The 26,972-nt window shown below is 54.8% G+C and carries 22 protein-coding genes; 15 read left to right on the top strand and 7 right to left on the bottom strand.

Annotated elements, in window-relative coordinates; all coding sequences use genetic code 11:
• Window positions 1-27: 27 nt before the first annotated feature.
• Window positions 28-2,310 (top strand): heavy metal translocating P-type ATPase, encoded by a 2,283-nt coding sequence (locus tag KHU33_RS09735; protein WP_211462644.1) that lies wholly within the window; start codon window positions 28-30, stop codon window positions 2,308-2,310.
• Window positions 2,311-2,335: 25 nt separating this feature from the next.
• Here KHU33_RS09735 and KHU33_RS09730 read toward each other — a convergent pair whose 3' ends face one another.
• Entirely contained in the window at window positions 2,336-3,943 is a 1,608-nt protein-coding gene (locus tag KHU33_RS09730) for a bifunctional protein tyrosine phosphatase family protein/NAD(P)/FAD-dependent oxidoreductase (RefSeq protein ID WP_230414161.1), read from the bottom strand.
• Between the two features lie 397 nt (window positions 3,944-4,340).
• On the opposite strand from KHU33_RS09730, the gene KHU33_RS09725 reads away from it, so the two are divergent.
• Entirely contained in the window at window positions 4,341-5,210 is an 870-nt protein-coding gene (locus KHU33_RS09725) for an MBL fold metallo-hydrolase (RefSeq protein WP_211462642.1), read from the top strand.
• Between the two features lie 63 nt (window positions 5,211-5,273).
• On the opposite strand, the gene KHU33_RS09720 is transcribed toward KHU33_RS09725, so the two are convergent.
• A complete protein-coding gene (locus tag KHU33_RS09720; RefSeq protein WP_407928266.1) occupies window positions 5,274-6,269 on the bottom strand; it encodes a LysR family transcriptional regulator in 996 nt (331 codons plus the stop codon).
• Window positions 6,270-6,299: 30 nt separating this feature from the next.
• Here KHU33_RS09720 and KHU33_RS09715 point away from each other — a divergent pair, with 30 nt between their 5' ends.
• The 11 genes from KHU33_RS09715 to KHU33_RS09665 all read left to right on the top strand — a co-directional run bounded on the left by KHU33_RS09715 (window position 6,300) and on the right by KHU33_RS09665 (window position 20,064).
• Entirely contained in the window at window positions 6,300-7,223 is a 924-nt protein-coding gene (locus KHU33_RS09715) for an intradiol ring-cleavage dioxygenase (RefSeq protein WP_211462641.1), read from the top strand.
• An 89-nt stretch (window positions 7,224-7,312) separates the two neighbouring features.
• On the top strand, window positions 7,313-8,197 hold the full coding sequence (locus KHU33_RS09710) for a sugar phosphate isomerase/epimerase family protein (RefSeq protein WP_211462640.1): 885 nt from the start codon (window positions 7,313-7,315) through the stop codon (window positions 8,195-8,197).
• A gap of 137 nt (window positions 8,198-8,334) precedes the next feature.
• Complete coding sequence (gene iolG, locus KHU33_RS09705) at window positions 8,335-9,330, top strand: inositol 2-dehydrogenase (RefSeq protein WP_211462639.1); 996 nt, start codon at window positions 8,335-8,337, stop codon at window positions 9,328-9,330.
• 55 nt (window positions 9,331-9,385) lie between these two features.
• The gene (locus KHU33_RS09700; RefSeq protein ID WP_211462638.1) at window positions 9,386-10,474 is read left to right on the top strand and encodes a Gfo/Idh/MocA family protein; all 1,089 of its coding nucleotides are present in this window, start codon (window positions 9,386-9,388) and stop codon (window positions 10,472-10,474) included.
• 133 nt (window positions 10,475-10,607) lie between these two features.
• Window positions 10,608-11,651, top strand: a complete 1,044-nt coding sequence (chvE, locus tag KHU33_RS09695) for a multiple monosaccharide ABC transporter substrate-binding protein (RefSeq protein ID WP_211462681.1) — start codon at window positions 10,608-10,610, stop codon at window positions 11,649-11,651.
• A 92-nt stretch (window positions 11,652-11,743) separates the two neighbouring features.
• Window positions 11,744-13,273 carry a multiple monosaccharide ABC transporter ATP-binding protein gene (gene mmsA, locus KHU33_RS09690; RefSeq protein ID WP_211462637.1) on the top strand — a complete coding sequence of 510 codons (1,530 nt, stop codon included), beginning with the start codon at window positions 11,744-11,746 and terminating at the stop codon, window positions 13,271-13,273.
• A 1-nt stretch (window position 13,274) separates the two neighbouring features.
• Window positions 13,275-14,483: a multiple monosaccharide ABC transporter permease gene (gene mmsB, locus KHU33_RS09685; RefSeq protein WP_407928265.1), complete on the top strand. Its 1,209-nt coding sequence runs from the start codon at window positions 13,275-13,277 to the stop codon at window positions 14,481-14,483.
• Between the two features lie 105 nt (window positions 14,484-14,588).
• Complete coding sequence (locus KHU33_RS09680) at window positions 14,589-14,966, top strand: Dabb family protein (protein ID WP_407928264.1); 378 nt, start codon at window positions 14,589-14,591, stop codon at window positions 14,964-14,966.
• Entirely contained in the window at window positions 14,966-16,030 is a 1,065-nt protein-coding gene (locus KHU33_RS09675) for a maleylacetate reductase (RefSeq protein WP_211462636.1), read from the top strand. Before KHU33_RS09680 ends, KHU33_RS09675 begins: the two co-directional genes overlap by 1 nt.
• 246 nt (window positions 16,031-16,276) lie before the next feature.
• Window positions 16,277-17,389, top strand: a complete 1,113-nt coding sequence (locus KHU33_RS09670) for a porin (protein ID WP_230414160.1) — start codon at window positions 16,277-16,279, stop codon at window positions 17,387-17,389.
• Window positions 17,390-17,943: 554 nt separating this feature from the next.
• Entirely contained in the window at window positions 17,944-20,064 is a 2,121-nt protein-coding gene (locus KHU33_RS09665; protein WP_211462677.1) for a LamG-like jellyroll fold domain-containing protein, read from the top strand.
• Between the two features lie 206 nt (window positions 20,065-20,270).
• Here the strand turns inward: KHU33_RS09665 and KHU33_RS09660 are convergent, their stop codons facing one another.
• The 5 genes from KHU33_RS09660 to KHU33_RS09640 all read right to left on the bottom strand — a co-directional run bounded on the left by KHU33_RS09660 (window position 20,271) and on the right by KHU33_RS09640 (window position 23,403).
• Window positions 20,271-20,501, bottom strand: a complete 231-nt coding sequence (locus tag KHU33_RS09660; RefSeq protein WP_211462635.1) for an RNA-binding S4 domain-containing protein — start codon at window positions 20,499-20,501, stop codon at window positions 20,271-20,273.
• Window positions 20,502-20,526: 25 nt separating this feature from the next.
• Window positions 20,527-20,814: a hypothetical protein gene (locus KHU33_RS09655; protein ID WP_211462634.1), complete on the bottom strand. Its 288-nt coding sequence runs from the start codon at window positions 20,812-20,814 to the stop codon at window positions 20,527-20,529.
• A 16-nt stretch (window positions 20,815-20,830) separates the two neighbouring features.
• A complete protein-coding gene (locus KHU33_RS09650; protein ID WP_211462633.1) occupies window positions 20,831-21,223 on the bottom strand; it encodes an MAPEG family protein in 393 nt (130 codons plus the stop codon).
• A 73-nt stretch (window positions 21,224-21,296) separates the two neighbouring features.
• Window positions 21,297-22,187 carry a KPN_02809 family neutral zinc metallopeptidase gene (ypfJ, locus tag KHU33_RS09645; protein WP_211462632.1) on the bottom strand — a complete coding sequence of 297 codons (891 nt, stop codon included), beginning with the start codon at window positions 22,185-22,187 and terminating at the stop codon, window positions 21,297-21,299.
• A 97-nt stretch (window positions 22,188-22,284) separates the two neighbouring features.
• Window positions 22,285-23,403, bottom strand: a complete 1,119-nt coding sequence (locus KHU33_RS09640; RefSeq protein WP_211462631.1) for an SDR family oxidoreductase — start codon at window positions 23,401-23,403, stop codon at window positions 22,285-22,287.
• 503 nt (window positions 23,404-23,906) lie between these two features.
• Here KHU33_RS09640 and KHU33_RS09635 point away from each other — a divergent pair.
• Window positions 23,907-26,396, top strand: coding sequence for an acyl-CoA dehydrogenase (locus KHU33_RS09635; protein WP_211462630.1), 2,490 nt, complete (start codon window positions 23,907-23,909; stop codon window positions 26,394-26,396).
• 41 nt (window positions 26,397-26,437) lie between these two features.
• Window positions 26,438-26,972, top strand: a 535-nt coding sequence (speG, locus tag KHU33_RS09630; RefSeq protein WP_211462629.1) for a spermidine N1-acetyltransferase, incomplete at its 3' end; no start/stop codon positions are given.

Raw genomic sequence — 26,972 nt, 5'->3', positions numbered from 1 at the left:
ATCAAAACCCGCGTCAAGGAGAACACAATGGGCCGTTGCGAACACGACCATCAGGATCATCAGCATAGTCACCAGCACGATCACAAGCATGAGCATGCACCGGCAGATGCGGGCGGGTTTGCTGTCAGCCGTCCATCACTGGCTGCGGGCGCCGAACAGGCGGTGTTCCTGATCCAGAACATGGATTGCCCCACTGAAGAAAAATTAATCCGTGACAGATTCAAAGACATGGCCGGGATCGTGGCCATGCAATTTAATCTGATCCAGCGCGAACTGACGGTCCATCATCGTCTGCCGTCGGTAGACGCCATCATCGCCACCTTGAAAGCACTGGACATGGAGCCGGCGCTCAAATCGGACACGCTGACCGGTGCTGTCGATTTAACTGAAGGCATGGGCGACGGCGCTTTCAAGATCTCCAAAAAGAAATGGCTGTTGATGGCGCTCTCCGGCATTGCCGCGGTCGGCGCCGAACTTGTGGCCTGGAGCGGCGGCCAGGACAGTTCATGGCTGGTGATCGGCCTGGCGCTGGTTGCGATCCTGAGCGGCGGTCTGGATACGTTGAAAAAGGGCTGGATCGCATTGCGCAATTTTTCTCTCAACATGAATTTCCTGATGTCGCTGGCGGTGATCGGCGCTGCCATCATCGGCCAGTGGCCGGAAGCGGCGGTTGTGATCTTCTTGTTCGCGCTGGCGGAAATGATCGAAGCTTTATCGCTGGACCGGGCCCGCAATGCGATCAAGGGATTGATGGCGATGGCGCCGGATCTGGCAACGGTGCAAGGCGCCGACGGCGAGTGGCGTGAAGTTGCCACCGGCGAGGTGGCGCTGGCAGCGCTGATCCGCGTCAAGCCGGGGGCGCGGGTGCCTTTGGACGGGCTGCTGACAGAAGGTCAAACCACCATCAATCAGGCGGCAATTACCGGCGAGAGCATGCCGGTGGAGAAGCAGGCCGGCGATCCGGTGTTTGCCGGCACTATCAACGAGCGCGGCTCCTTTGTTTATCGCGTGACCGCGCTGCAAGCCAATTCAACCCTGGCGCGCATCATCAAGAGCGTACAGCAGGCGCAGGGAGAGCGGGCGCCGACGCAGCGCTTCGTCGATCAGTTTGCGCGCTACTACATTCCGGTGGTGGTGCTGGCCGCGCTACTGGTAGCCGCCTTGCCGCCCTTGCTGATGGGCCTGGCGTTTTATCCATGGCTGTACAAGGCTTTGGTGCTACTGGTGATCGCCTGTCCTTGCGCGCTGGTGATTTCGACACCGGTGACGGTGGTGAGCGGGTTGGCGGCTGCCGCCAGGAACGGCGTGCTGATCAAGGGCGGGGTGTATCTGGAGATGGGGCGCAAGATCAAAGCACTGGCACTCGATAAAACCGGCACGCTGACGCTGGGCAAACCGCGTGTCACCGATGTGCAACCGGTACAGCCCGCGGCCGACGCCGATGGCCGCCGGCTATTGCAATTGCAGCGCCAGGCAGCCAGTCTGGCCAGCCGTTCCGACCATCCGGTATCGGGCGCAGTGGTGGCGCACTGGCAGGCAGCGGGTAATCCAGAGGCATTGTTTGAGGTGGGCGCTTTTGAGGCGCTCACCGGCCGTGGCGTGCAAGGCGATATCGACGGCCGGCAATTCTATCTGGGCAATCATCGGCTGGTGCATGAGATGAATATCTGCAGCCCGGCCCTGGAGGCGCACTTGTCGGCGTTAGAGAGCGAAGGCAAAACCGCGGTGGTGCTGTGTTCGGCCGCACAGCCTTTGCTGATCCTGGCGGTGGCCGATACGATACGCGACATCGCAGTCGAAGCGGTGGCCAAGTTGCATGCGATCGGCGTCGAGGCCGTCATGCTGACGGGCGATAACGCGCATACCGCGCAAGCCATTGCGACCCAGGTCGGCATCAGCGACGCCCGCGGCGACCAACTGCCGCAAGACAAGCGCAACGCCATCAATGATCTGCGCCAGCGCTATGGCTATGTCGGCATGGTCGGTGACGGCATCAACGATGCGCCGGCGCTGGCGCAAGCCAGCATCGGCTTTGCGATGGGCGCGGCAGGCAGCGATACGGCGCTGGAAACCGCCGACGTGGCGCTGATGGATGACGACCTGCGCAAGATTGCCGCATTCATTCGCTTAAGTAAAAAGACCCATACGGTGCTGATGCAAAATATCACTTTGGCGCTCGGCATCAAGGCGGTCTTTCTGGTGCTGGCTCTGACCGGTGAAGCGACGCTATGGATGGCGGTATTCGCCGACATGGGAGCGAGCTTGCTGGTGGTATTTAACGGCTTGAGACTGTTGCGGGCATTGCGCTGAGTTTGCCGTTATTGCGCTGCCGGCATCACGGATTCTCTGCAGGTTTCGAGGGTTTCGCTAACCACTCTTTACCCTTGAGCATCAACTTCCAGTAGACCCAGGGTAGCACCGTGGTCTTCAGGAACCAGGTGCTGCGGCGCGCGATGGTCGGGTCGAGCCGGAAAGTCGGCAGCAGCTTGCCGCCATAACCGAACTCGGCCAATATCACCTTGCCCTTTTCGACCGTAAGCGGACAAGCGCCATAACCGTCATAACGCGCGCTCAGCGGCTTGCCGGCACATGCGGCGAGCAGGTTGCTGGCTACCACGACAGCTTGTTTGCGGATTGCCGCCACCGTTTTTGCATTGCTGGTTGAGCAGACATCCCCCAGCGCGAATACATTCCGATAGCGCACATGCTGCAACGAGGCTGGATCGACTTCGCACCAGCCGTCGAGATTCGCCAGGGGGCTATCGCGCACCACATCAGGCGCCACCTGTGGCGGCACCGCATGCAGCATGTCAAACGATTTTTCCTGGCGGCTGATGTTGCCGGCGCCATCCTTGACATCGAACCAGGCCAGTTTTTTTTCACCATCGACTTTGACCAAGGTCGATTCGAATACCAGCCGCGTCTGATATTTTTCTACGTAGCGCATCAGCGGCGGCACAAATACAGCGACGCCGAACAAGGCGCTACCGGCGTTGTTGAATTCGACTTCTATCTGCTTCAGCACGCCTTGGCGCAACCAGTAGTCGCACGAGAGATACATGGCTTTTTGCGGCGCGCCGGCGCATTTGATCGGCATTGCCGGCTGTGAAAACAACGCCTTGCCTTGCGCTAATTGAGACACCAGTTGCCAGGTATAGGGCGCCAGATCGTAGCGGTAGTTTGAAGTGACGCCGTTCTTGCCAAGGGTTTGCTGCAGGCCTTCTATTTTTTCCCAGGCCAGCCGCAGGCCGGGGCAGACAATCAGCTGCCGATAGGCGATCAGGTCGCCGTTGTCGAGGCGGATGCGGTTATGATCCGGCAGCAATTCCGACACGGCCTGCTGTATCCACTGTGCGCCTTCAGGTATCAGCGACGCCATCGGCCGCACGGTTTTTTGGCTGTCGAAAACGCCGCGGCCAACCAGCGTCCAGGCCGGCTGGTAATAGTGCTGGCTGCTGGGATCGATAATCGCGATCTGCGCATTGGGCGCGCGCTTCAGCAAGCTGCTGGCAACCGCGATGCCGGCGGAACCGCCGCCGACAATCACGATTTCATACTGCTTGAGTTTGTCGTTCGCGGTTCCTGCGGCCAGACCTGGCGTGTCGATGATATTTGCCAGCCTGAAGATATTTGTCGAACGGTTCCCGGTGCGGCAAAAAGCCAGGACAGGGCCGGGCATGTCGGCGAGTAACTGGCGCAGCGCCGCACCGTGCTCTTTGCTGAGGCGGGTGGCGTCTGCAGGTAAATAGCCGAAGACCAGGCCATGCGCGGCGCAGGCTGCGGCCAGCTCGCTGCTGCTGACGTGCCGGCCGCCGTCTTCTGCATCAGGACGATTGCAAATCACCGACTTGTAGCCGGCGGCTACAATAAGGGGCAAATCTTCCAGGCCGATTTGACCGGCAGTTGAAAATAAGTCGTTATGCTTGATGATATTAAAGGTCATGGCTGCTGATTCCATCGTGACAGGCGGGTGGCACTACTTACTTGAGCTTTACTTATTTCCCACAAATCCTGGCAGGCGGCGACATCGGGGTGCCGGCAGTTGCTGTCGTGGCAGTTGTTTGAAGATGGCAACAAGGGAAGGAATGGATAATGATGCTTTGCGGCGCCTGGGTGAACTGACTGAAGTCAGCGATTGACCTTAGGTTGCCAATGCATGTTAACCATGTGCGGTCAGCGCTCGCCGGGCTGCGGCATATCCTGTTTTGCTCTAGCGAAATGTCTGTTCAATTAAAAACCGCTTATTAACTTGATTGTTAATAATATAATGTGAATTGGATTTTTGTCAATGTTGCGTGTTTCTATATAGTTACGTAGTGTTAAGTTAAGGATGCGGTTAGATGGCAAGTCCACAAATAGAAGTCATTTTTGATCGGAATACCTCCACGTTTACCTATGTGGTCTATGCGGCGGGCGGCGGCGAGTGCGCGATTATCGATTCGGTGCTTGATTACGATCCGATTGCCGGCCACACTTCCACGGTATCGGCCGATCGCGTCATTGAGTTCGTACGCAGCAAGGACTTGAAGGTGCAATGGCTGTTGGAAACCCATGCCCATGCCGACCACATTTCGGCAGCGCCCTATCTGCGTCAGCATCTGGGCGGCGCAATCGCCATCGGCGATCAGATCAAGATGGTTCAGGGAGTATTCAAAAAAATCTTCAATCTGCAGTCGGAATTTTTACTGGACGGCGCCCAGTTCGACCATTTGTTCGCGCCAGGCGAGATTTTTTACATCGGCAGCTTGCGTGCCCAAGCGCTGCATGTTCCGGGGCACACGCCGGCCGACATGGCTTATCTGGTGGAGCAGGATGTAGCGTTTGTCGGCGACACGCTGTTCATGCCGGATCTCGGTACTGCGCGCTGCGATTTCCCCGGCGGCAGCGCCAGCAGCTTGTATCGTTCAGTGAGCAGCTTGTTGAGTTTGCCGCCATCGACACGGTTGTTCGTCTGCCACGACTATCCGCCCGAAGGCCGGCTTCCAGCCTGTGAGGCGACAGTCGCCGAGCAACGGGCGAAAAACATCCATGTGCGCGACGGCGTCGGCGAAAGCGAATTCATCGCCATGCGTAACCAGCGCGACGCCACGCTGACCTTGCCGACCTTGATGCTGCCTTCGATCCAACTCAATATCTGTGCCGGCGTGTTGCCCGCGGCGGAAGAGAATGGCGTGAGTTATCTGAAGATTCCGTTGAACGTTGCTTTGTAAGGCGCTTAAAAAAACGACCCAGGCTGTTGCAGGAAGTCCGGTTCTTCAGATGTCGACTGGAATTCAGCACCATAGGCGCTCAAAGTCGTTGATTCGGAACCGTTCAACGAGTGCATCGATAAAAAGTCGAGCTTTGGCAGGAAGATGCGCGCGCGTTTGAAACGCAATGTTAATGGTAAGGCGAGGCAAATCCCAATCGTCCAGCACGGGGACTAATCGCCCCGCCACCAGATCGTCATACACAATGTATTTCGGTTGGACCAAGATACCCATGCCGGCAATAGCTGCATGCCGAAGTATTTGTCCATCATTTGCTTCCAGGAGCGGTCGAATTTTTGTGACGATACTTTCTTTACCGCGCTTTAAAGGAAGTTCGTTTGGCGTATTTGCCAACGCGTAGTTGAGTATATGATGATGTTTAAGATCGGGTGGCAAAACTGGCGTTCCGAATTTTTCGATATATGAAGGGGCTGCAGCTAATATTCGTCGCGTCTCGGCGAGCCGGCGTATGGTGATGTTGCTATCCGCTTCGACTTGTCGCGTGCGGATAGCAACGTCAATCCCATTCTCGATAATGTCATAGTAGCGATTGGCTGCGATGACTTCGACTTGAATTTCTGGATAGCGCTGACTGAACTCCGGTAACAGCGGTGTTATATGTAGAAGACAGAAGGAAAGCGACGCTGTCACACGTAGCGTCCCTGTCGGCTTTATTGCAGTCTCGGTTACCGTGTCTTCTGCCTCACGTAAGTCCCCTAAAATGCCTTTGCATCGCTGGTGAAACTCCGCTCCTGCTTCGGTGAGAAAAAGCCGCCTGGTCGTTCGCCTCACCAGTTGAACTCCCAAACGGGTTTCCAAAGCAACCAAATACCGGCTCGCAGCGGATATGGATATTTCTAACTGCTCCGCCGCCTTGCTGATACTGCCGACATTACCGACTTGAACGAAAAGCTCAATTTCACGCAGCTGATTCATTGATTTTCCCAATTTTTGCAAAAGAGATTGCATTTTTTGACCTGTTTTTCCTCTTTTTGTGAATATATACTTATTTCCAAGCATAGGCATTCAAAATAATTAGGAGACTCACTCATGCCCAAGCAAACGTTGAAGTCAACGATTGAAAACCTGCCGTATTTCGAAGAAGAAAATTCTGCGGAGGTTGTGAACTCCCGGATGGGAGTGGATGTTTCACCGCGTTTGCGCGACGTAATGACGGTCCTGGTCAAACATCTACACGCCGCCATCAAAGAAATTGAGCCGACGCATAACGAATGGTTGGCTGCAATCAAATTTCTGACGGAAACCGGGAAAATGTGCTCCGATTGGCGTCAGGAATACATTCTTTTGTCCGACGTGCTTGGCGTGTCGATGCTGGTCGATGCGATTAATCATCGACGTCCTAGCGGAGCGACTCCTAATACCATCCTTGGCCCTTTCTATGTTGAAAATGCCCCGCGTTACGAAAACGGAGCAAATATCTGCCTGGATGGAAAGGGACAGTCTATGGTGATCTCAGGCCGAGTATTGGATGTGAGCGGCAACCCGATTGCCAATGCAACACTTGATGTCTGGCAGACGAATGACGATGGGTTTTATGACGTCCAGCAAAAAGACCTGCAGCCAGACCACAATTTGCGAGGGGTATTCAGCACCAGCGACAGCGGCAGCTACTGGTTCAAATCTGTCAAACCGCGTCACTATCCAATTCCTGATGACGGTCCCGTTGGCAAGCTCTTGCGCTGCCTGGGACGACACCCGAATCGAGCTGCCCATTTGCATTTCATTGTAGCTGCGCCAGGCTTTGAGCCGGTCATCACGCATATCTTCGCGCCGGACTGTCCATATCTGGCAGAAGACACCGTGTTCGGAGTGAAGCGCGATCTTGTGGCGGAATTCATAGAAGTGACAGACGAAGACGCCGCTCGAGAGCTAGGGGTGACCGCACCCTTCTGGAAAGTTAAATGGGATTTCACGCTCGCACATAAGAAACCTGACAACGCAGTTAAAACCTGAGCTTAAACCGCGTCAGCCGAGTAATTCAGATTGTGCGATTTCAAGTAGATCACACCTTTGGTTTGAACAAAAATTGGGAGTAATGACAAATGAATGAAAACAGCATTGATCTGCTTGCTGCGTATTGGACTATCGCCGGTGACGTATATCCATGTGCGCCAAGCGAGGTGAGCCCATTTCCTTTGCAGGCGCGTGCAGAAGCTGCAGCCAAGGCTGGTTGGAAGGGCATCGGCCTGGTGCTTGATGACCTGAAGGCCGCAGTTGCTCAAGTCGGTGTGTCGGGAGTCAGAAATATCTTGGCCGATAACGGAATGAAACACTTCGAGCTCGAAATCCTTGTCGATTGGTACAAGTCGGGTGAGTTGCGAGCAGCATCGGATCAATTCCGTCGAGATGTCATTGAATTGGGCGGAGCGCTTGGTATGCGCAACCTGAAAATCGGGGCAAGTTTTGCGGATGAGGGGCCAGCCGATTTTCCTCGCATGGCTGCCGAGTTCGCGAAGCTTTGTGAAGAAGTAAGTTCAGTTGGTGCGACCGTCTCTCTTGAGTTCATGCCGTTCTCGATTGTTCGCAACATTCAAGATGGACTCGCGATCGTTGAAGCTGCAGATCAGCCAAATGGCGGGTTGACTGTCGACACATGGCATGTCGTGCGCGGCGGAAGCAGCTATGACGAGATTGCAAAAATTCCCTCCCGATTCATCAAGTCGATAGAACTCGATGATGCGGATGAACAAGTCGTCGGCACTCTTTTTGAGGACACACGCTTCAATCGCCGCCTTTGCGGGGAAGGTGTTTATAACGCTCCGGCCTTCATTGAAGCTGTCCAGCAGGCAGGCTTCGCCGGCCCTTACTACGGCGTCGAAATTCTTTCGCAATCGTTCCGCAAACTGCCGTTGGAAGAGATGGCCAAGCGCGCCTTTGACTCAACCATGGCGCAGTTCGCAGCGGTCGAGGCCCGCAAGCGAGTATAGGCAGCATGCTTTCCGACTATCGTCGCAGTCACGCGCGACCAGGAAATAGCTTCTTGCGGAATTAGGCCAATTTTTAATTTTATGAATTTGCGATGTGGATACCGCTTCCTTCGCATGTATAAATCTTTGGAGATGAAATGATTAGAATCGCTGTTTTAGGTGCCGGACGCATTGGTAAAATTCATGCTTCCAACGTAGCCGCAAGCCTCAACGCTAAGGTAGCCGATCCGGTTGAGGCCTCCGCTAAAGCGCTTGCCGTGCGACTGGGGTGCGACGCCACTACCGACTGTTCTGCGGCAATCGATCGCGACGATGTGGATGCAATCGTCATCGGAACGCCGACGGATACCCACATTACCTACATGCTCCAGGCCGTACGCAAAGGTAAAGCAGTGCTGTGCGAAAAGCCGATCGATCTTGACATGCTCAAATCAACTGAAGCTGCAACGGAAGTAGAGCGCTTAAATGGCAGAGTGATGTTGGCATTCAACCGCCGCTTTGATCCTACCTCCCAAGCGTTCCGAAAAGCAATTGATGCGGGCGAAATCGGAGATATCCGTCAAGTCATTATCTCCAGCCGCGATCCGGGCATGCCACCGCGGGACTACGTGCTTCACTCTGGCGGAATTTTCCGCGACATGGTCATCCATGATCTCGACACGGCACGTTGGCTGCTGGGCGAAGAGCCGGTTGAAGTCATGGCCATGGGTAATCGCCTGATTGACTCATCGCTTGCAGAACTGAATGACTTCGATACGATCATGGTCCAGATGCGTACGGCATCAGGCAAGCAGTGCCACATCAACTGCTGCCGCGAAGCCGTGTACGGGTATGACCAGCGCTTCGAGGTCTCCGGCTCCAAGGGCATGCTGCTGCAGGACAATCTGCGTCCATCCACTATCCGCCGGTGGACAGCGGAGACAACCGACGCCCGCGAACCTTTGCTGAATTTCTTCCTTGAACGTTACGTCGACGCATACAAAAACGAGCTGGAAGCATTTGTCGACGCAATCAAAAACAATGCGCCGATGCCAACAACCGTTCGAGATGGTCTTGAAGCTTTGCGTCTGGCTGAGTGCGCTCTGCAATCTGCGTTGACGGGTAAGCCGGTGCAGGTTTCAAGTCTGGCTTGATGCCGGATCAGGTTGAGTCGGGTGCAATAGAGAAATCATAAATGGAGAAGACGACATGACTTACACAATCGGGGCAGATCAAGTAGCCGGAATTGCTTGTTTGGGCATTACCCATCCTCATACTTCTGGCCGAGTTAAAGCAATTCAGCGACGCAAAGACGCCCGGATGATCGGTGCATGGGACAGCAGTCCTTTGTTGAAACCGTTTGTTGAGGCGCTCGGCCTGGAAGTGCGCAGCAAGGAAGATATCCTGGCCGATCCCGATGTGCATGCCGTTCTCGTTCACTCCAAGAGCGACAAGATGGCCGATTTAGCGATTGAAGCGCTTGAAGCAGGCAAAGCGGTGCTGGTTGAGAAGCCGGCAGGTAGAAGCGCCGCAGATGCCCAGCGCATAGTAAAAGCCGTAGAGCGAACCGGCGGGCTGGTTCAGGTCGGCTATTGCTGGCGCTTCGCACCGTCCGTCGATGCCATGCAAGAGGCTTTGCAATCGGGCCGACTGGGCAAGGTATTGCAGGTTCGAGCGCATGGCGGATGTTCGCACGATGAAGCCGGCACCAGCCATATGACGCAGCCCGGAGATATTGGCGGCGCCGTGTTTGTCATCGGATGCCATCTTGTAGACCGCGTCCTTCTTCATTTCGGCATGCCGAAGTCGGTCAATGCCCGCATCACGAAATTCCCCAATTTTCGCGGTGACGAATCGCGAGAGGATGCAGCGGGCGCCGTACTTAACTACGAAGATAAAGTGGTCGTGCTTGACTTCATGTCATGGGACGTCTTGCCGTGGACCGAGAGCTGGGATATCACCGCCTACGGCACTGAAGGAATTATGTCTTCGCGCTCATTGCCGGCCAGCTACAAGATTTACGACTCCGGCAAGGGAAAACATGCCGAGGGATGGACGGAATGGCAAGAGACAAGTTTTCCTGAAATCTGGGCTACGAAGAAGACCGAGTATTCGCCGGAGCTCGCGGAAATCGGCAATCCGATCTATTTCGATCGGGAGTCCAATGCATTTTTCAATGCCTTGCGCAACGGCACAGCGTCAGCGGTGTCTGCAACGCAGGCCTACAACATCAGCCGAGTGATCGAAGCTTTGTTTGCGTCCAGCAAACAGGCCGGAGGCGAAGTTTTCATAGATTGAAAGAGCGAAGTCCATTCGTGTTGTGGCGAGCCGGCTCTCGGCGCGCGGCTTCCGCGCGTCGTTGGTGAGCGATGACAAAATCAAAAATAGAAGGAGACATCAAGTGAATACAATCAAGAAATTCGCATTTGCGATGGCCGTTTCTTGCTCTTTGGCCGTAACATCTTCAGCCAGCTTTGCACAAGAAAAGGGAACGATCGGCATTTCGTTGCCAACCAAAACAGAATCCCGCTGGATGACTGACGGTCAAAGCATGGTTGCGGCATTGAAAGCAAAAGGCTATGCGGCTGATCTGCAATATGCCGATTACGATGTGCCGACTCAAGTCAATCAGATTGAAAACATGGTGACCAAAGGCGTCAAAGCCCTGGTAATCGCTCCAATCGACGGAAAAACCCTGTCGGACGTTCTGCAAAGCGCAAGCAGCCGCGGCATTAAAATCATTTCATATGATCGATTTATCACGCAGACCAACAAAGTCGATTACTACGCGACATTCGACAACTATCAGGTTGGTGTGTTGCAAGCACAGAGCATTGTCAGCGCCTACGAAAAAAGTGGCGCCAAAAAACCTTGGAACATAGAAATCTTCGCCGGTTCGATCGACGACAACAATGCTCACAAGATTTATGCTGGCGGCATGTCGGTGTTGAAACCTTATTTCGACAGCGGCAAGTTTGTTTTAAAAAGCAAGCAGGCTGCGATCGAGAAAGTATCGGTTTACCGCTGGGATGGCGCGACCGCGCAATCCCGCATGGATAACCTCTTGAGCGCGTTCTACAGCAGCGCTCGCCTTGATGCGGTCTGGGCACCGAACGACGCAGTCGCGATCGGCATCATCTCGTCGCTGAAAGGTGTCGGATATGGCGCCCCTCAGCAAAAGATGCCGATTGTCACCGGCCAAGATGCCGAAATTCCAAACATCAAAGCGATTATCCGCGGCGATCAAACGACAACGGTATTCAAGGATACGCGTGAGCTGGCTTCCCGCACCGCCGATATTGTCGTCGACTCTCTGACCGGAAAACCCGTACAGGTCAACGATACCAAAAGCTATAACAACGGCGTCAAGATTGTGCCGACCTACCTTGTGAAACCAATGCTAGTCGACGCGGGCAACTGGAAAGAAGCGCTGGTCACACGTGGTCGCTACTACACCGAAGCGCAATTGAAATAAGCATCAAACCGTAGTCATGCCTGGCCGGCGCGTCCGGCTAGTTTCAGGCTGATCTGCCATACGGGCATGGCGCGTAGAAAATTGGGGGAAATATGGATCCAATCCTTGAGATGCGAGGCATTCAGAAGAGTTTCGGTAGCGTGAAAGCGCTGGATAACGTGAATCTGACTGTGCGCAGAGGCGAAATTCACGCCATATGCGGTGAAAATGGCGCAGGCAAGTCGACACTGATGAAAATCCTGAGCGGAGTGTATCCGCATGGCGCATTCTCAGGTGAAGTTGTCTACGACCACGCCGGGCGGGAGTTTTCATCGATTTATGACAGCGAATCAGTTGGCATTATCATCATTCATCAGGAACTGGCTTTAGTGCCGATGCTATCCATTACCGAGAATATTTTCCTCGGCAATGAACAATCCAGATCCGGGGTCATCAACTGGGCCTCTTCCTACGCGAAAACAAAGCAGCTGCTGCAAAAGGTCGGATTAAACGATTCGCCCGATACGCTGATCGGCGCATTGGGTATCGGCAAGCAGCAACTGGTAGAAATCGCAAAAGCGTTGTCGAAAGAAGTCAAGCTTCTGATTCTCGACGAACCTACCGCCAGTCTTAACGAAAAAGATAGCGACACACTGCTGGAGCTGCTGCTCGAGCTGAAATCCCGGGGGGTGACAGCGATCATCATCTCTCACAAATTGAACGAGATCTCACGCGTTGCGGACGCCATCACGGTGATCCGGGACGGATCCACTGTCGATACGCTCGATTGCAAAGCTGAAGAGATCAGCGAGGATCGCATTATCAGTGCCATGGTTGGTCGCGAGATGGCAGACCGTTATCCCAAACGCATACCCAAGATCGGCGAGACGATATTTGAAGTTCGGGGCTGGCATGTCCAGCACCCGGCGCAACGAGATCGTGCAATCGTGAAGAACGTTAATTTTTACGCTCGCGCAGGTGAAGTTGTCGGTATCGCAGGACTTATGGGAGCAGGGAGAACCGAGCTCGCGATGAGTATTTTTGGCCGCGCATACGGCCAGGGTATTCGTGGCGAGGTACTTGTGCACGGGAAAAAAGTAGACGTCTCTACAGTGCCGAAGGCAATTTCAAACGGCCTGGCATATGTAACCGAAGACCGCAAGGGAAACGGCCTGCTTCTAAATGATTCGATTGAGCGAAATATCACGCTGGCCAATTTGCCGGGTATTTCGAAATGCGGTGTCATCAACGATCATCAGGAAATTTCTGTCGCCAAGGATTTTCTCCAGAGACTGCGCATTCGCTGCCAGAACGGCGGCCAGCCAGTCGGCAATCTTTCCGGTGGCAATCAGCAAAAAGTCGTAATCAGCAAATGGCTGTATTCCCAACCCGAGGTTCTTATTCTTGACGAACCGACGCGTGGCATTGATGTGGGCGCCAAGTACGAAATCTACTCGATCATCAACCAAGCGGTGGCCGAAGGTAAATGCGTCGTCATGATTTCCTCAGAGATGCCTGAGCTGCTAGGAATGTGTGATCGTGTCTATGTCATGAATGAAGGCCGATTTGTCGGTGAATTCTCGGCCCAGGAAGTCAGCCAGGAAAAGATCATGCGAGCAATCGTAAAAAATGGAGGTAACTGAAATGGGCGAAGCATTGATGACAACGGCGCCGCAAAACGGCCCCGCAAATAGAACCGAAATAGCGGCGTCGCTGAAGCGCGGACTTCAGGAGTACGGGCTATTGATATCACTCATCCTGATTATGGGATTTTTCCAATGGTCGACGAGCGGCGTGTTGATGCAGCCGCTCAACTTGACGAATCTTGTACTACAGAATAGCTACATTGTGATTATGGCTCTGGGCATGTTGATGGTCATTGTTGCCGGACACATCGATCTTTCCGTGGGCTCCACTGCAGGCTTCATCGGCGCCCTGGCCGCATTGCTGATGGTTCACTACAACTTGAACGCCCTGACTGCCACGCTCCTTTGCGTCGCCGCGGGTGCGCTTATCGGTGCGGCCCAGGGATATTGGGTAGCATTCTGGAGAATGCCGTCGTTCATTGTGACTTTGGCCGGGATGCTGGTGTTTCGCGGACTCACGATCCTGTCGCTGGATGGGCAATCGATTGGACCGTTTCCAGAAGCATTTGCAATAATCAGCTCCGGTTTCATTCCTGATTTCTTCCATGGCGCCGAGTTACGGGTCACTTCTCTGCTTTTGGGTCTTGTTGTGGGCGCCTTGTTCTTTGTGATCGAATGGCGCCAGCGTAGCAGCGCCGAGAAGCACGGTTTGAAGAATGGCTCGTTTGCCATGTTCTTTATCAAGAATTCGATTCTGGCCGCTCTCGTCGTGGCTTCGAGCTATCTGCTCGCAAGCTATCGCGGCATGCCGACCGTCCTGGTGATTATGGGTGTTTTGATCAGCCTGTACACGTTCATCATGAATCGGACAACGATCGGTCGTCGTGTTTATGCGGTCGGCGGGAATGTGAAGGCTGCAAAGCTCTCCGGCGTCAAGACAGAACGGGTTACCTTTTACGCTTTCATCAACATGGGCATTCTTGCCGCCCTGGCAGGGTTGATCTTTGCCGCCCGTCTCAACAGCGCGACGCCAAAGGCCGGTACCGGTTTTGAACTGGACGTAATTGCGGCTTGCTTTATCGGTGGCGCGTCGGCCTCTGGCGGCGTTGGAAAAGTCATGGGTGCCGTTGTCGGAGCATTCATCATGGGAGTCATGAACAATGGCATGTCAATCATGGGAATTGGCGTCGACTATCAGCAAGTTATAAAAGGCCTGGTATTGCTGGCAGCGGTGTTCTTCGACGTGTACAACAAGAACAAGATGTAAATTCTTTCGCTTAGCCGCCTTATGGTGGCTAAGCGGAGTAATCGGAAAACTTAAGGGTGATCGACTTGGTTTTGTGAATTTCAAAATCGTTGGTGGAAAATTTTAATGACAAACCAGATGGCAGCAACAATCCAGGGCAAGTTGATGATGAAGCACATTGTCATGTGGGATATCCGCGGCGACACGCCCGCAAAGAAGCGTGAAACTGCTGTTTTCGTCAAGCGCTGCTTTGAGGATCTGGCCGGAAAAATTCCTGGCATGACTAAGGTTGAGGTTGGCCTGGATGTGAGCGGCGTGGATTATGCGTGCGATGTGGTTCTCTATATGGAGTTTGAGTCGCCAGAGTCATTGGCTGCATACGCATCGCACCCTGAGCATTTACGCATCAAAGACGTGCTGGGCGACTGTCGAATCGCCCGGCATCAAGTTGACTATCTTGCGCCGGTTGGTAATCCGGCACTCTCGGAAAATACGGATCGATAATGACCTACGACTTTACTTATACGACCAACGCGTCGCGGGTGGTCTTCGGATTGGGCAGCCTTAAACATATAGAGCGGGAAGTGGAGGCGCTTGGTGCATGCAGGGCGCTGGTGCTGTGCACGCCGGAACAGCGAGCTCAAGCAGATGCCGTAGCCGAGCTGCTGGGAAATCGATGTGCCGGAATTTATGCCGGCGCCGTCATGCACGTACCGATTGAAACCGCCAGAGCGGCCACCGCACATGCGCTCCAGGTGGGAGCTGATTGTGCCGTGGTAATTGGCGGCGGATCTACTGTCGGGCTTGGAAAAGCCATCGCGCTGGAATCCTCCCTGCCCATTATCGCCATACCGACAACATACGCAGGGTCCGAAATGACGCCTATTTTCGGCATCACTGAAGACGGCATCAAGCGAACCGGCCGCGATATGCGCGTTCTTCCTCGCACAGTCATTTATGATCCGCAACTGTCAGTTGGCCTACCGACGAAGATTTCATTTGTCAGCGGATTGAATGCCATCGCTCACGCGGCGGAGGGCCTATATGCAAGAGACAGCAATCCTGTTATGTCGCTGATGGCCGAAGAAGGAATTCGTGCACTTGCCAAAGGAATGCGTAATCTGAATGCCGATTCCCAAGATATTGAGGCGCGCAGCGATTGTCTCTATGGGGCCTGGCTTTGCGGGACCGTGCTGGGGCACGTCGGAATGGCGCTGCATCACAAGTTGTGCCATACCTTAGGAGGATCGTTTAACTTACCTCATGCGGAAACGCACGCAATAATACTACCGCATGTACTTGCCTATAATTCTGCGGCCGCTCCTGACGCAATGTCTCGGGTGGCACGCGCCCTGGGTAGTACGGACGCTGCTGCTGCTATCTATACGTTGTCTCGTGAGCTTGGGGTGCCGGCTGGCCTGAGGGATATCGGAATGGCAGAGAGTGACCTGGACAAAGCTTGTGAAATTGCCATTTCCAATCCTTATTGGAATCCACGTCCGGTTGAAGATAAACCGTTGCGAGCTCTGCTGCAACGCGCTTGGGAGGGTGCGCTCCCCGCTGTGTAGTTTATGTAATTAGGATTGCCGCTCACGCCCGCCGCTCAATCATCGTTACTTTTTTGGTGACGATGATTCGTTAAATCAAATAGCTGGACATTAGAAAAATCAATCTTTGATTGATTGGGAGAAGTGTTGTCTTTTTTCTGGGAAAGAAATCTCGAATCCGACACCTTCATACAAAGGATTGCCGCGCAGCTGCAATGTAAGACTCGCAAATGAGTGAAATTTAAAATCTAAAATATTGGAGACAAAATGAAGAAAGTCATGGTCGCCGCCGTCATTCTCGGCGGAACAGCGTTGGCGCACGCCCAAAGTAATGTAACGATCTATGGTCGACTGGACGTAGGTTTCGATTACACGACGTCTATTCGAGCTACGGACGGTAGCTCTGCCTCTCGTTGGCGTGCTCAAAGTAGCGATTGGGGCGCTAGCTATCTAGGTCTGACCGGATCGGAAGATCTCGGCAATGGCTTATCGGCGATTCTAAATCTGGAAGCCGGTTTCAACGTCATGACCGGTGCATCTACAGGTGCAAGCAACCAATTGTTCAATCGAAAGGCATTCGTCGGTTTGCAGTCGGAAAAATTTGGACGCGTCACGTTGGGCCGCAATCTCTTCATTGCAAACGGCCAGTGGGATGCCGATCCGATGTTTGAAGCCACATATTCCGCAGCTTCGCTGATTCGAGGACGTAGTGTTCCCATCACCAGTAACAATGTTGATTGGCAATCGTCCAAATTTGGCGGATTCGATGTGTATGCACAGATGGCCTTGGGAAATCAGGCAAACGGATTCAATCGGGGCGCCGCCGGAAGTTACGGTCGTAGCGAAGGTGTCCAGTTGACGTACCGAAATGACGGAATCATGCTTCGCGCGATGTACGATACGTTGCGTGATTCCAATGGACAATTGAGCAATGTCTTCCTCTACTCTAACGAACTTTTCGCTGGGGCGGCCGTGACTTATCGCAGCCTGACGATGATGGCGGGCTACAATCATCTCAATGCTCCAGACACACCTGCCGGCCTGGCAAAAACGGCTGACCACGTATGGGTCGGAGCGAAATATCAATTGAGCCCGCAGTTCTTACTGGACGGCGCTATCTATCGAGTTAAAGTCGGCAGCGGCAATGGTGACGCCACTCATGATGCGTCGGGGCATGCAACCTTGTTAGCTGTAGGCGGAATGTACAACCTCTCCAAACGGACGTTCTTGTACGGTACCGTAGCCCATGTAATGAACGGTGAAAATTCGAATTTTGGTGTAGCAGGAAATAATCCTGGCGCTAACAATAACAATTTCGATAATCCAGCCGTTGGCCGGAATCAGAGCGGCGTCTATTTGGGTATGGTCACCTCCTTTTGATTCGTAAGCGTCACTCCTGGATCGTCTGGACCAGGCCTGCTGAGATCTGGATGATTGAAACTGAGGGCACGAATCGCTTCGTGCCCGCAAATTCAATCATGGATACAATCAGTCAGCGCTTGACTGCAGCCGGCCCTTCGTTCCATTTCCCTCTCCCTCCTCGCCCTTTTAGTGAATGGTTTTCGTAAGCACGAAATTGGACAGTTCAGTTCCGACTGAAATTTGCTCTAAAAACAAAAAAACTGACGATATTTGTTAGCGCTGCCATTGATGCAAGGCCGTTATTGAATATCCGCCGTTGGCACGTTATTTGCGTTTTGCAGAATTTCAGCAGATTAACCGCGACGTCAAGCATGGTCGTTGCGGCACTCGATGTGGGATGAATTGCGCCTGTCAGACGGCATGCAATTTCCTGGGCGATTTTCACGCAGCAGAAATATGTGTCATTGAAAGGACAAAGAATGAGTAATCCGATTATCCCGGCCAACGGCGAATTGCTACAGGCATTTTTCGATGCAAGCGAAGAGTCTCGTGCCGAACGATACGGCGGGGGCATGTCGCGCCGCCATTTCATTTCCAGCTTGGGCGCATTGATGCTGGCGGGTTACGGTAGCGATGCAATATCCGCGTCTGGCGCAAGCGCAGCAACTTCCGCAAGCGGTGCATTCGTACATCCCGGCCTCCTGCATACTCAGGCTGACTTTGACCGGATGCGGAAAAAGGTGGAGGAGAAAGCTTCGCCATGGATCGAAGGCTGGAACATTCTGATAGAGAACCATCATGCCAGCTTGAACTGGATACCTCGTCCGCAGGAGGCGATCTATCGCGGGGGCGACGGCGTGCATAGCCAGAACTTCCCCCGTCTGTACAACGATATTGCCGCTGCCTATGCCTGTGCACTGCGATGGAAAATTTCGGGCGATACCGCCTATGCCGATAAGGCGGTGGCTATCTTGAATGACTGGTCGGCGCTTACAGGAATAGGCGGCAATTCGAATGGCGATCTGGCCGCCGGCATCTACGGCTACGAATTCGCCAATGCCGCCGAAATCATGCGCTCTTATGGCGGTTGGGCTGCTGCGGACTTTGCCCGTTTCCAGAGCATGATGCGGCGTGTCTTTTACCCGATCAATCATGATTTCCTGATCCGTCACAACAATACCGAAGTTACCCACTATTGGGCTAACTGGGACCTGTGCAATATGGCGTCAATCATGGCGATCGGCGTGCTGTGCGACGACCGTGCCATGTTTAACGAGGCCGTCGATTACTTCAAGCACGGGGCCGGCAACGGCGCCGTCTCGCAAGCCGTCTATTATATGCATCCAGGTTATCTGGGGCAGTGGCAGGAAGCCGGCCGCGACCAGGGACACACCACGATGGGCATCGCATTGATGGGGCCGATTTGCGAAATGGCATGGAACCAGGGGGTCGATCTGTACGGCTATGACAATAACCGCTTTCTGGCCGGCGCAGAATACGTCGCCAAAACCAATCTGATCGAGTCCGGCAGCACGTTTTATACGATGCCTTATGTCACCTACAACAATGTCAACAACGTCAATCAAACTGCCTTGTCGACGGTTGCGCGAGGTGCGGTCAGGCCCTGCTGGGCGCTGGTAGTCAATCACTACGTCAACCGCAAGGGTCTGGCGGCTCCTTATTCCGCGCGATTCGCCAGGCAGATCCAGCCGGAGGGTGGCGGCGGCAACTACGGGCCGAACAGCGGCGGTTACGATCAACTGGGCTATGGCACGCTGACCTGCAGCCGCGATCCGATCGCACGCGGCGCCGCGCCTAGCGGCCTGACCGCGATTGCACGTCCGGGGCAGGTCGTTTTGTCATGGTGGGGCACGGCGTATGCGAGCAGCTATAACGTCAAGCGGAGCACGACCGCCGGCGGGCCTTACCGGACCGTCAAGACTGGTATCGCCGATCTGCTCACCTACACGGACAACGGTCTTGCGGCCGGCACCTACTACTATGTCGTGACAGCAATGACGCCGTCAGGCGAAACCGCTGTCTCCAACGAGGTGACCGCGATTACGGCCGTGCAGCTGCTAACGTATCTGGCGTTTGACGATGGCAGCGGCGCCAAGGCAGCCGATGCCAGCGGCAAGGGGCACGCCGGGACGCTGGTCAACGGCGCAACTTGGGCGCGCGGCAGGAAGGGCGGCGCGGTTGCGCTTAACGGCAGCAACGGCTACGTCAGCCTGCCTGCCGGCATCATGGCCGACGTCTCGGATTTCACCATCGCGGCCTGGGTCTATTGGAATGCCTCCAGCAACTGGGCGCGGGTGTTCGACTTCGGTACCGGCACCAGCCACTTCATGATGCTGACGGCACGCAACGGCAGAGGGGTCGCGTCCTTTTCGATGACGGTCAATGGCGGCAGCGGCGGGCAGAGGATCGATAGCAACTCCGCATTGCCGACCGGACAATGGGTGCATGTTGCCGTTACCCTGTCGGACAATCTCGGTACTTTGTACGTCAATGGCAGCGCAGTTGGCAAAAACCCCGAGATGGTGCTTGCACCGTTCCGCCTGGGCAGCACCGGTCAGAACTGGATCGGACGATCGCAGTTTGCCGGCGACCCGCACTTCAATGGCCTGGTGGACGAATTCCGCATCTATCGCGGCGCTTTGAGTGCGATCGAAATTGCAGCGTTGACGTGACGTTTTGATTGCCGGCACGTATCTGGCCGCTGTCTGTCGACAGTCGACTTTCAGCGGGATTTTACGTGCTGGAAGCATCTGCGGCACAGCTGCGCTACTTAAGCGGCGCAACGCAGCAATATCAGAAAGATTCGAGTGGTTTGGGCTGGAGAAATGTCGACATGCCGGATCGACAAAGGTCGGGAGATTGATCGCAAAAGTAACGATCAAGGTGCGCTACGTCGAGGCAGCACGTAGATAAGAAGGTCGCCGATGGTGACTTTTTGTCCGGCGTGGATTTTGCAGGTCTTGCGCAGTTCGATTTTGCCGTCGACCGCAACCACGCCGCTGGCGACCAGCGCCTTGCCCGCGCCGCCGCTGTCGCACACGCCGGTCAGCTTGAGCAGTTGATTGAGTTCGACGTAATCGCTGTTGAGGCGTAATTCCAGTTGTTGCATAGTGTTCCGATGGAGATAAATAGGTTTAGGTATTGGCGGCGCGGCTCAATGCCAGTTGCGCCTGATCCAGCCAGACATGCAAATTATCCAGCAAGTCTTGCTGGCTGAACGAACAGCTTTCTTCGCTGAACAGGCTGCCGGCTTCCAGCCGCCCGAGAAAATTCTCCGCGACTTCCGCGAAACGCGGCGGCAACGCCGCCGGCAGCGCGGTTTGCGCACGCCAGGTTTGGCACAGGGCCGTTACGGTGCTGCTGCCGTTCTGCAATGCGCTTAAGGCGTCGCGCAGTAGTTGAATGGTGGCTTGATGCTGCATCTTGTAACTATCTGATTTAGTGGATTGAGTGAGTCAGTCCCGCCAGCACGAACAAGCTGATGGCAGCCAGGAACCCAACGCCCCATACGGCCGAGCGCAGGCTAGGGCGATCTTGCAGATACAGGACGGTGTAGATGACACGGGCGACAATAAATATCAGCGCCAGCAGATTCAGTATATTTTGCGCAGCATGAACTTGCTGCGCAATGATCACGCCGGCGGCAAAAAACGGGAATGCCTCGAAATGATTGCGATGCGCATAATCGGCGCGACGCCGTAATCCCGATTGCTTCTCCAGCCAGGCGCGTGGTTCGGCGTTGTCGAAGTCAGAGCGGCCGCGCTTGGCGATCACAACCGTAAACAACGGCATCAGTCCGGCAATCAGTACACACCAGTAAGCAATCGTCATGGAGTTCTCCGCGATGTGATCCAGTTTTGGGTTGAGATGGGCTGGTTGATGCGCTTATTGCCGCCGTGGTTTTTTAGAGCGTTTTTACTTCAAACGTATTGCAGGATTTGACTTCGCCGGTGCTGACGCCTTGTTTGAACCAGCGTACCCGTTGCGCGGAAGTGCCGTGGGTGAAGGAGTCCGGCACCACATAACCCTGCGCCTGTTTTTGCAGGGCGTCGTCGCCGATCGCGGTAGCGGCGTTCAGGGCGCCTTCGACATCGCCTTGTTCCAGGATGCTGCGCGCCTGGTTGGCGTGGAAGGCCCAGACTCCGGCCAGGCAATCGGCTTGCAGTTCGAGCCGCACCGACATCGCGTTCGCCTGCGCCTTGGACATCTGGCGCTCGGCGCTGTTGACCTTGTCCATGATGCCCATCAGGTTCTGCACATGATGGCCGACTTCATGGGCGATCACATATGCCTGGGCAAATTCGCCGGATACATGAAAGCGTTTTTGCATCAATTGATAAAAGCTGAGGTCGATGTATACCTTGCGGTCGCCGGGACAATAAAATGGACCGGAAGCGGTCTGGCCGGTACCGCAGGCAGTTTGGGTGGCGTTGGAAAACAGCACCAGGGTCGGCGGCGGATAAGTCTTGCCGTTGGCGCGGAAAATTTGAGTCCAGACGTCTTCGGTGTCGCCCAGAACGGTGCGCACGAACTTGGTCTGCCGGTCTTCGGCCGGCCCGGTGCGATTGGGTCTTGGAGCTTGCTGCGATTGTGGCTGGCTGACCGGCCCGCCGCTCAGCAGGCTAAGTACGGTTGTCGGGCTGATGCCAAAGAAATACGATGCCACCAGCGCAATGGCGATAGTGCCGAGGCCTATCGAACGGCCGCCGCCAAAACCAAAACCACCGCCGCCGCTATCACCATCGTCACGGCGGTCTTCGACGTTGTCACTTTCCCGATTGCCTTCCCATTTCATGGCTGCTTCCTCTGTTGATTTTAGTAGGCAATTCTAACGGAATGGCCACAACGGGCAACAGATAGATGCACCAGCAATGTGAGATATTGTGAAAAATCTATTTGAAATCCCACTTCATCTGTTCGGCGATCGGAATGTGTTTTGCCGACTCGACGCAGAGCGGGATGTAATCGGTAAATAGTGGTGGAGGGCGAATCCCTTCGGCAAGCAGGTTGTCGTTGCTAAATACGTAATTCAGGCCGGCAAAAGCGCCATACAGTTTGAGTGCGCGCAACAGCAGGCGGTCATTGCATTCAGGTACGCATTCGCGCATGCGCGGCAGCAAGGTGGCGATGGCGTCTGGCGTGATTTGCTTGTATGTGGCGCCAATCGGTTCGATGCCGCGGGCCGCCGCCAGCGCCAGATCGATTTCGCGGAACGATACGCTGGAGCCGAGGCCGGCCGAGATATGGAATACGTTATGCGTCAGCGTATCCTTTTGGGCCAGATCGATGATGGCTTGCGCGCACCAGTCAACCGGCACCACGTCGACTTTTTCGTCGAGGGCGGTGGTCAGCGCGCCCAGCAGTTGCCAGACCATGAAGACCCAGAAAATACTTTGCGACGGCGCGCAACCCAGCGCGGTATGGCCGACAATGATCGACGGCCTGACATACACCAGCGGCAGGTCAGGATACGTATCGCGCAATTTCTTTTCACCCAACGCCTTGGAACGGGTATATGCCACCAGATGTTCGTCGCCGAGCGGCAAGTCGATCCGTTCTTTCACCACGGCGTTAATGCCGGCGCCTTCGCCGCAAGCCATGGCGGTGCCGATATACATGAAGCGCTTCAGGGCCGGCCGCTGATGCATCAGCTTGCCGAGCGCCAGGGTGCCGTCAACATTGATTTTTTCGAGCGAGGGATGGTTCGAGAAAGTAGCCAGAGCAGCCGAATGGATCACTACCGATACCCGGTCCAGGCGCGGGTCGTTGCTAACGCTATCAAGTTCCGACAAGTCGGAGCACAGGATTTGATCGACACTGATCTGTGCTATGTCGGCCGCGCTCGCCCCCAGCAGCTGTAAATTCTCGATAACTCGGGCATGTGCCGCCGCAGGAGTTTCCGCACGTGCCAGCAGCAGCAGATTTTTACCTAGCCCCCGATGAATTGCCTCAACTGCATTGGCGCCACCTAGAAAGCCGGTCGCACCGGTCATCAAAATTAAATTATTCATGAAAGGCGTGTGCTCTTGTAACTTGTCTGATAGGGGTTGATGGCTGCCTGCTGGCTTATTTATTATGCGCTGGCTACGAGGTATTTGTTATTTATGGCAGCAGCAACGGGCTGTTTGCCCGCTGGTTTTAGGTTTTTTCATAAGGCCGCGCAAGTTTACATACCATGTAACGCGCGATTTTATAGTAAGGTTGACAAATGGATACAAAGATTTACAAAGGGTTGCATGTTGCTGTATGGATATAATTTTTATTTATCGCCAAACAATCTCATAGGATAGGCTAAATGAGTGTTTTTTAACATTTAAATTTGCTTCTTGTGAACTTTCCCCAGCCAAATAGTGACCAAAGGTTAAAGAATTACCGGGTCATATCGCCAGGCACGGCTTTTGTCTGGCATGCCCGTTCCATATTCAGTCCTGTCCTATCTTAATAACCGCGTTCTACCCCGTGTCGGTTATGTTCAAGATTTGTCGTTCGATGAACCGCCAGATTGGGAGTCAACATGTTCTATTGGATCGCAGCGTTGCTGGTCGGCGCTATGGCATTAATGCAGTTGCGTGTGAACGCCTGGTTTTGGCTGCTTGCCATTTTGCTCTGGATCGGCGGCGGTTTCCGGTTTGCGGGGATCGGTCTGCTGGCAGCGATACTGCTGGTGCTGCTGTTGGTGATCCCTGCTTTGATGGTGGCCGTCAAACCGCTACGCTACGCTTTGCTCAGCCGCCCGATACTGAAAATATTCCAGCGCATCTTGCCGCGCATGTCGCAGACCGAACGTGACGCGATCGAGGCTGGCACCACCTGGTGGGACGCCGAACTGTTTTCCGGCAAGCCGGCCTGGGACAAATTGCTGCAACTGGCGGCGCCGAAATTGACGGCCGAAGAACAGGCTTTCTTCGATAACGAAGTCGAGCAGTTGTGCGGCTTGATGAGCGACTGGGAAAGCACCGAAATCTGGCAGGATCTGTCGCCGCAGGCTTGGCAGTTCGTGAAAGAGAATGGTTTTCTCGGCATGATCATTCCCAAACGATATGGCGGCAAGGAGTTCTCTGCCTACATGCATTCGCAGGTGATCATGAAGTTGTCGTCGCATTGCTCTGCTGCGGCGATTTCAGTGATGGTGCCTAACTCGCTCGGCCCGGCAGAGTTGCTGCTGCAATATGGCACTGAAGCGCAAAAGGATTATTTCCTGCCGCGGCTGGCGGCCGGCGAAGAAATTCCTTGTTTTGCCTTGACCAGCCCTTACGCCGGTTCCGATGCAGCGGCGATCCCGGATATCGGCGTGGTTTGCGTGGGCAGCTACGACGGTCAGGAAATGCTCGGTTTCCGGATCACCTGGGACAAGCGCTACATCACGCTGGCGCCGGTGGCGACGGTGCTGGGGCTGGCGTTCCGGGTCCAGGACCCGGATCGGTTATTGGCGGTCGACGGTACGGTAGATCTGGGCATCACCTGCGCGCTGATCCCTGTCAATCATCCCGGCGTGGTAACCGGGCGCCGTCATTGGCCCTTGAATGCGGTGTTCCAGAACGGTCCGACTTCCGGCAAGGACGTTTTCATCCCGCTCGACTGGGTGATCGGCGGCCGCGAACGGATCGGCAAGGGTTGGCGCATGTTGATGGAATGCCTGGCCGCCGGCCGGGCGATTTCCTTGCCGTCGTCGACTGTCGGCTTTTCCAAGCTGGCGGTGCGCGGCGCCAGTGCTTATGCGGCGATGCGCCATCAATTCCGGATTCCGATCGGCAAGTTCGAAGGAATACACGAAATGCTGGCGCGCATGGGCGGCAACCTGTATCTGATGGATGCGGTGCGCAGGCTGTCGGCGCTGGCGGTGGATGCCGGCGAAAAACCTTCCGTGATTTCAGCCATCTCCAAATATCACGTAACCGAGCGCGGCCGGATCCTGATCAATGCCGGCATGGATGTACTGGGCGGCAAGGGCATTTGCATGGGGCCGAATAATTTCCTGGCGCGCAGCTACCAGCAAATGCCGATTGCGATTACGGTGGAAGGCGCGAATATCCTGACGCGCTGCCTGATCATTTTCGGCCAGGGGGCGATTCGTTGCCATCCCTATGTGCTGAAGGAAATGGCGGCAGCCGGCGAGACCGATCAAGACAAGGCGCTGGCCGATTTCGACCGTGCGCTCTTCGCGCACATCAGTTTTGTCTTCGCCAATTTTTCACGGACCTTGATGGCGGGGCTGACCAGCGGCAGCCTGCCCAGCGCGCCGCGTGCAGCGCCGCCGGAGCTGCGGCATTTTTACCGCGCGGTTAATCGCATGTCGGCGGTGTTCGCACTGCTGAGCGATGTGTCGATGTTCGTATTCGGCGGCTCGCTGAAATTCCGCGAGCGGATTTCCGGCCGGCTGGGCGATATTTTGTCGCAGCTGTATCTGGTGTCCAGCGTACTCAAGCGCTACGAAGACGATGGCCGGCCGCAGGAAGATCTGCCCTATGTGCACTGGGCGATACAAGATGCCTTGCACCAGGCGCAGGAAGCCTGCCTGGGTGTATTGGATAATTTCCCGAATCGCCCGCTGGCGGTCTTGTTGCGTTTGATTGCCTTTCCTTTCGGAGCGCCTTACAAGCTGCCATCGGATGCGCTCGACAGCAAGGTCGCTCGCATCATGCAAACCAGCGGCGACAGCCGCGACCGTCTGACTGCCGGCATGTATATGCCTGGCACGGAGCAATCGCCGCACGCCTTTGGCGAGCTGGCGTTTCAGTTGATTCCGCAGGTGAATGCGATTGAAGCACGGCTCAAGCCGACGATCCAGGCTGGTACGCTGGCGCCGCTGCCGCAAAGCCTGATCGAGATGCAGCACTGGATAACGGCCGCAGCCGCCAGTGGCGAGATTACCGAACAAGAGCGGCAGGTCTTGCAGGATTTTGCGCGCTACGGCGATATCAGCGTGCAAGTGGACGATTTTCCGCAGGATTTCGATCTGTTGGAATCCGCGCAAAAGCGTATGCAAGCGCTGCAGCAGTCTTAAACAACAACCATAAAATTTGCAACAAGCAAGAAAGAAATCAAATGACGACCCTAGTGCAACCGGGCCTGAAACTGCGGCCCCTGGAACGTAACGATCTGCATTTTGTGCATCAACTCGACAATAACAGCCACATCATGCGTTATTGGTTCGAGGAGCCGTACGAAGCTTACGTCGAACTGGTGCAACTGTATGACCAGCACGTCCATGATCAAAGCGAACGGCGATTTATCCTGGAAAGCGATAACGGCGAAATGGTGGGGCTGGTAGAGCTGGTCGAAATTACCCATATCCATCGGCGTGCAGAGTTCCAGATCATCGTTGCGCCGAGTGCGCAGGGCAAGGGTTACGCCGAGCGTGCTACCCGGCTGGCGATTGAGTACGCGTTCTGCGTGCTCAATTTGTACAAGCTCTACTTATATGTCGATAAGGAAAACCACAAGGCTATCCATATCTACCAAAAGTGCGGATTTGAATTGGAAAGCGAGTTGAAAAGCGAGTTTTTCATCAACGGCGTGTATCGCGACGCGATCCGCATGTGCATGTTCCAGCCGGAATATCTGGCCAAACGCTCGCGGT

The organism is Collimonas silvisoli, assembly GCF_018305005.1.
Lineage (GTDB): Bacteria > Pseudomonadota > Gammaproteobacteria > Burkholderiales > Burkholderiaceae_D > Collimonas > Collimonas silvisoli.
The sequence above is the reverse complement of the archived record's forward strand: the minus strand, read 5'-3'. Positions and strand labels throughout refer to the sequence as shown.

Coding starts and splice junctions, on each gene's coding strand:
- KHU33_RS09735 (WP_211462644.1), top strand. CDS start 28: ATGGGCCGTTGCGAACACGACCATCAGGATCATCAGCATAGTCACCAG.
- KHU33_RS09730 (WP_230414161.1), bottom strand. CDS start 3,943: ATGACCTTTAATATCATCAAGCATAACGACTTATTTTCAACTGCCGGT.
- KHU33_RS09725 (WP_211462642.1), top strand. CDS start 4,341: ATGGCAAGTCCACAAATAGAAGTCATTTTTGATCGGAATACCTCCACG.
- KHU33_RS09720 (WP_407928266.1), bottom strand. CDS start 6,269: ATGCTTGGAAATAAGTATATATTCACAAAAAGAGGAAAAACAGGTCAA.
- KHU33_RS09715 (WP_211462641.1), top strand. CDS start 6,300: ATGCCCAAGCAAACGTTGAAGTCAACGATTGAAAACCTGCCGTATTTC.
- KHU33_RS09710 (WP_211462640.1), top strand. CDS start 7,313: ATGAATGAAAACAGCATTGATCTGCTTGCTGCGTATTGGACTATCGCC.
- iolG (WP_211462639.1), top strand. CDS start 8,335: ATGATTAGAATCGCTGTTTTAGGTGCCGGACGCATTGGTAAAATTCAT.
- KHU33_RS09700 (WP_211462638.1), top strand. CDS start 9,386: ATGACTTACACAATCGGGGCAGATCAAGTAGCCGGAATTGCTTGTTTG.
- chvE (WP_211462681.1), top strand. CDS start 10,608: ATGGCCGTTTCTTGCTCTTTGGCCGTAACATCTTCAGCCAGCTTTGCA.
- mmsA (WP_211462637.1), top strand. CDS start 11,744: ATGGATCCAATCCTTGAGATGCGAGGCATTCAGAAGAGTTTCGGTAGC.
- mmsB (WP_407928265.1), top strand. CDS start 13,275: ATGGGCGAAGCATTGATGACAACGGCGCCGCAAAACGGCCCCGCAAAT.
- KHU33_RS09680 (WP_407928264.1), top strand. CDS start 14,589: ATGACAAACCAGATGGCAGCAACAATCCAGGGCAAGTTGATGATGAAG.
- KHU33_RS09675 (WP_211462636.1), top strand. CDS start 14,966: ATGACCTACGACTTTACTTATACGACCAACGCGTCGCGGGTGGTCTTC.
- KHU33_RS09670 (WP_230414160.1), top strand. CDS start 16,277: ATGAAGAAAGTCATGGTCGCCGCCGTCATTCTCGGCGGAACAGCGTTG.
- KHU33_RS09665 (WP_211462677.1), top strand. CDS start 17,944: ATGTCGCGCCGCCATTTCATTTCCAGCTTGGGCGCATTGATGCTGGCG.
- KHU33_RS09660 (WP_211462635.1), bottom strand. CDS start 20,501: ATGCAACAACTGGAATTACGCCTCAACAGCGATTACGTCGAACTCAAT.
- KHU33_RS09655 (WP_211462634.1), bottom strand. CDS start 20,814: ATGCAGCATCAAGCCACCATTCAACTACTGCGCGACGCCTTAAGCGCA.
- KHU33_RS09650 (WP_211462633.1), bottom strand. CDS start 21,223: ATGACGATTGCTTACTGGTGTGTACTGATTGCCGGACTGATGCCGTTG.
- ypfJ (WP_211462632.1), bottom strand. CDS start 22,187: ATGAAATGGGAAGGCAATCGGGAAAGTGACAACGTCGAAGACCGCCGT.
- KHU33_RS09640 (WP_211462631.1), bottom strand. CDS start 23,403: ATGAATAATTTAATTTTGATGACCGGTGCGACCGGCTTTCTAGGTGGC.
- KHU33_RS09635 (WP_211462630.1), top strand. CDS start 23,907: ATGTTCTATTGGATCGCAGCGTTGCTGGTCGGCGCTATGGCATTAATG.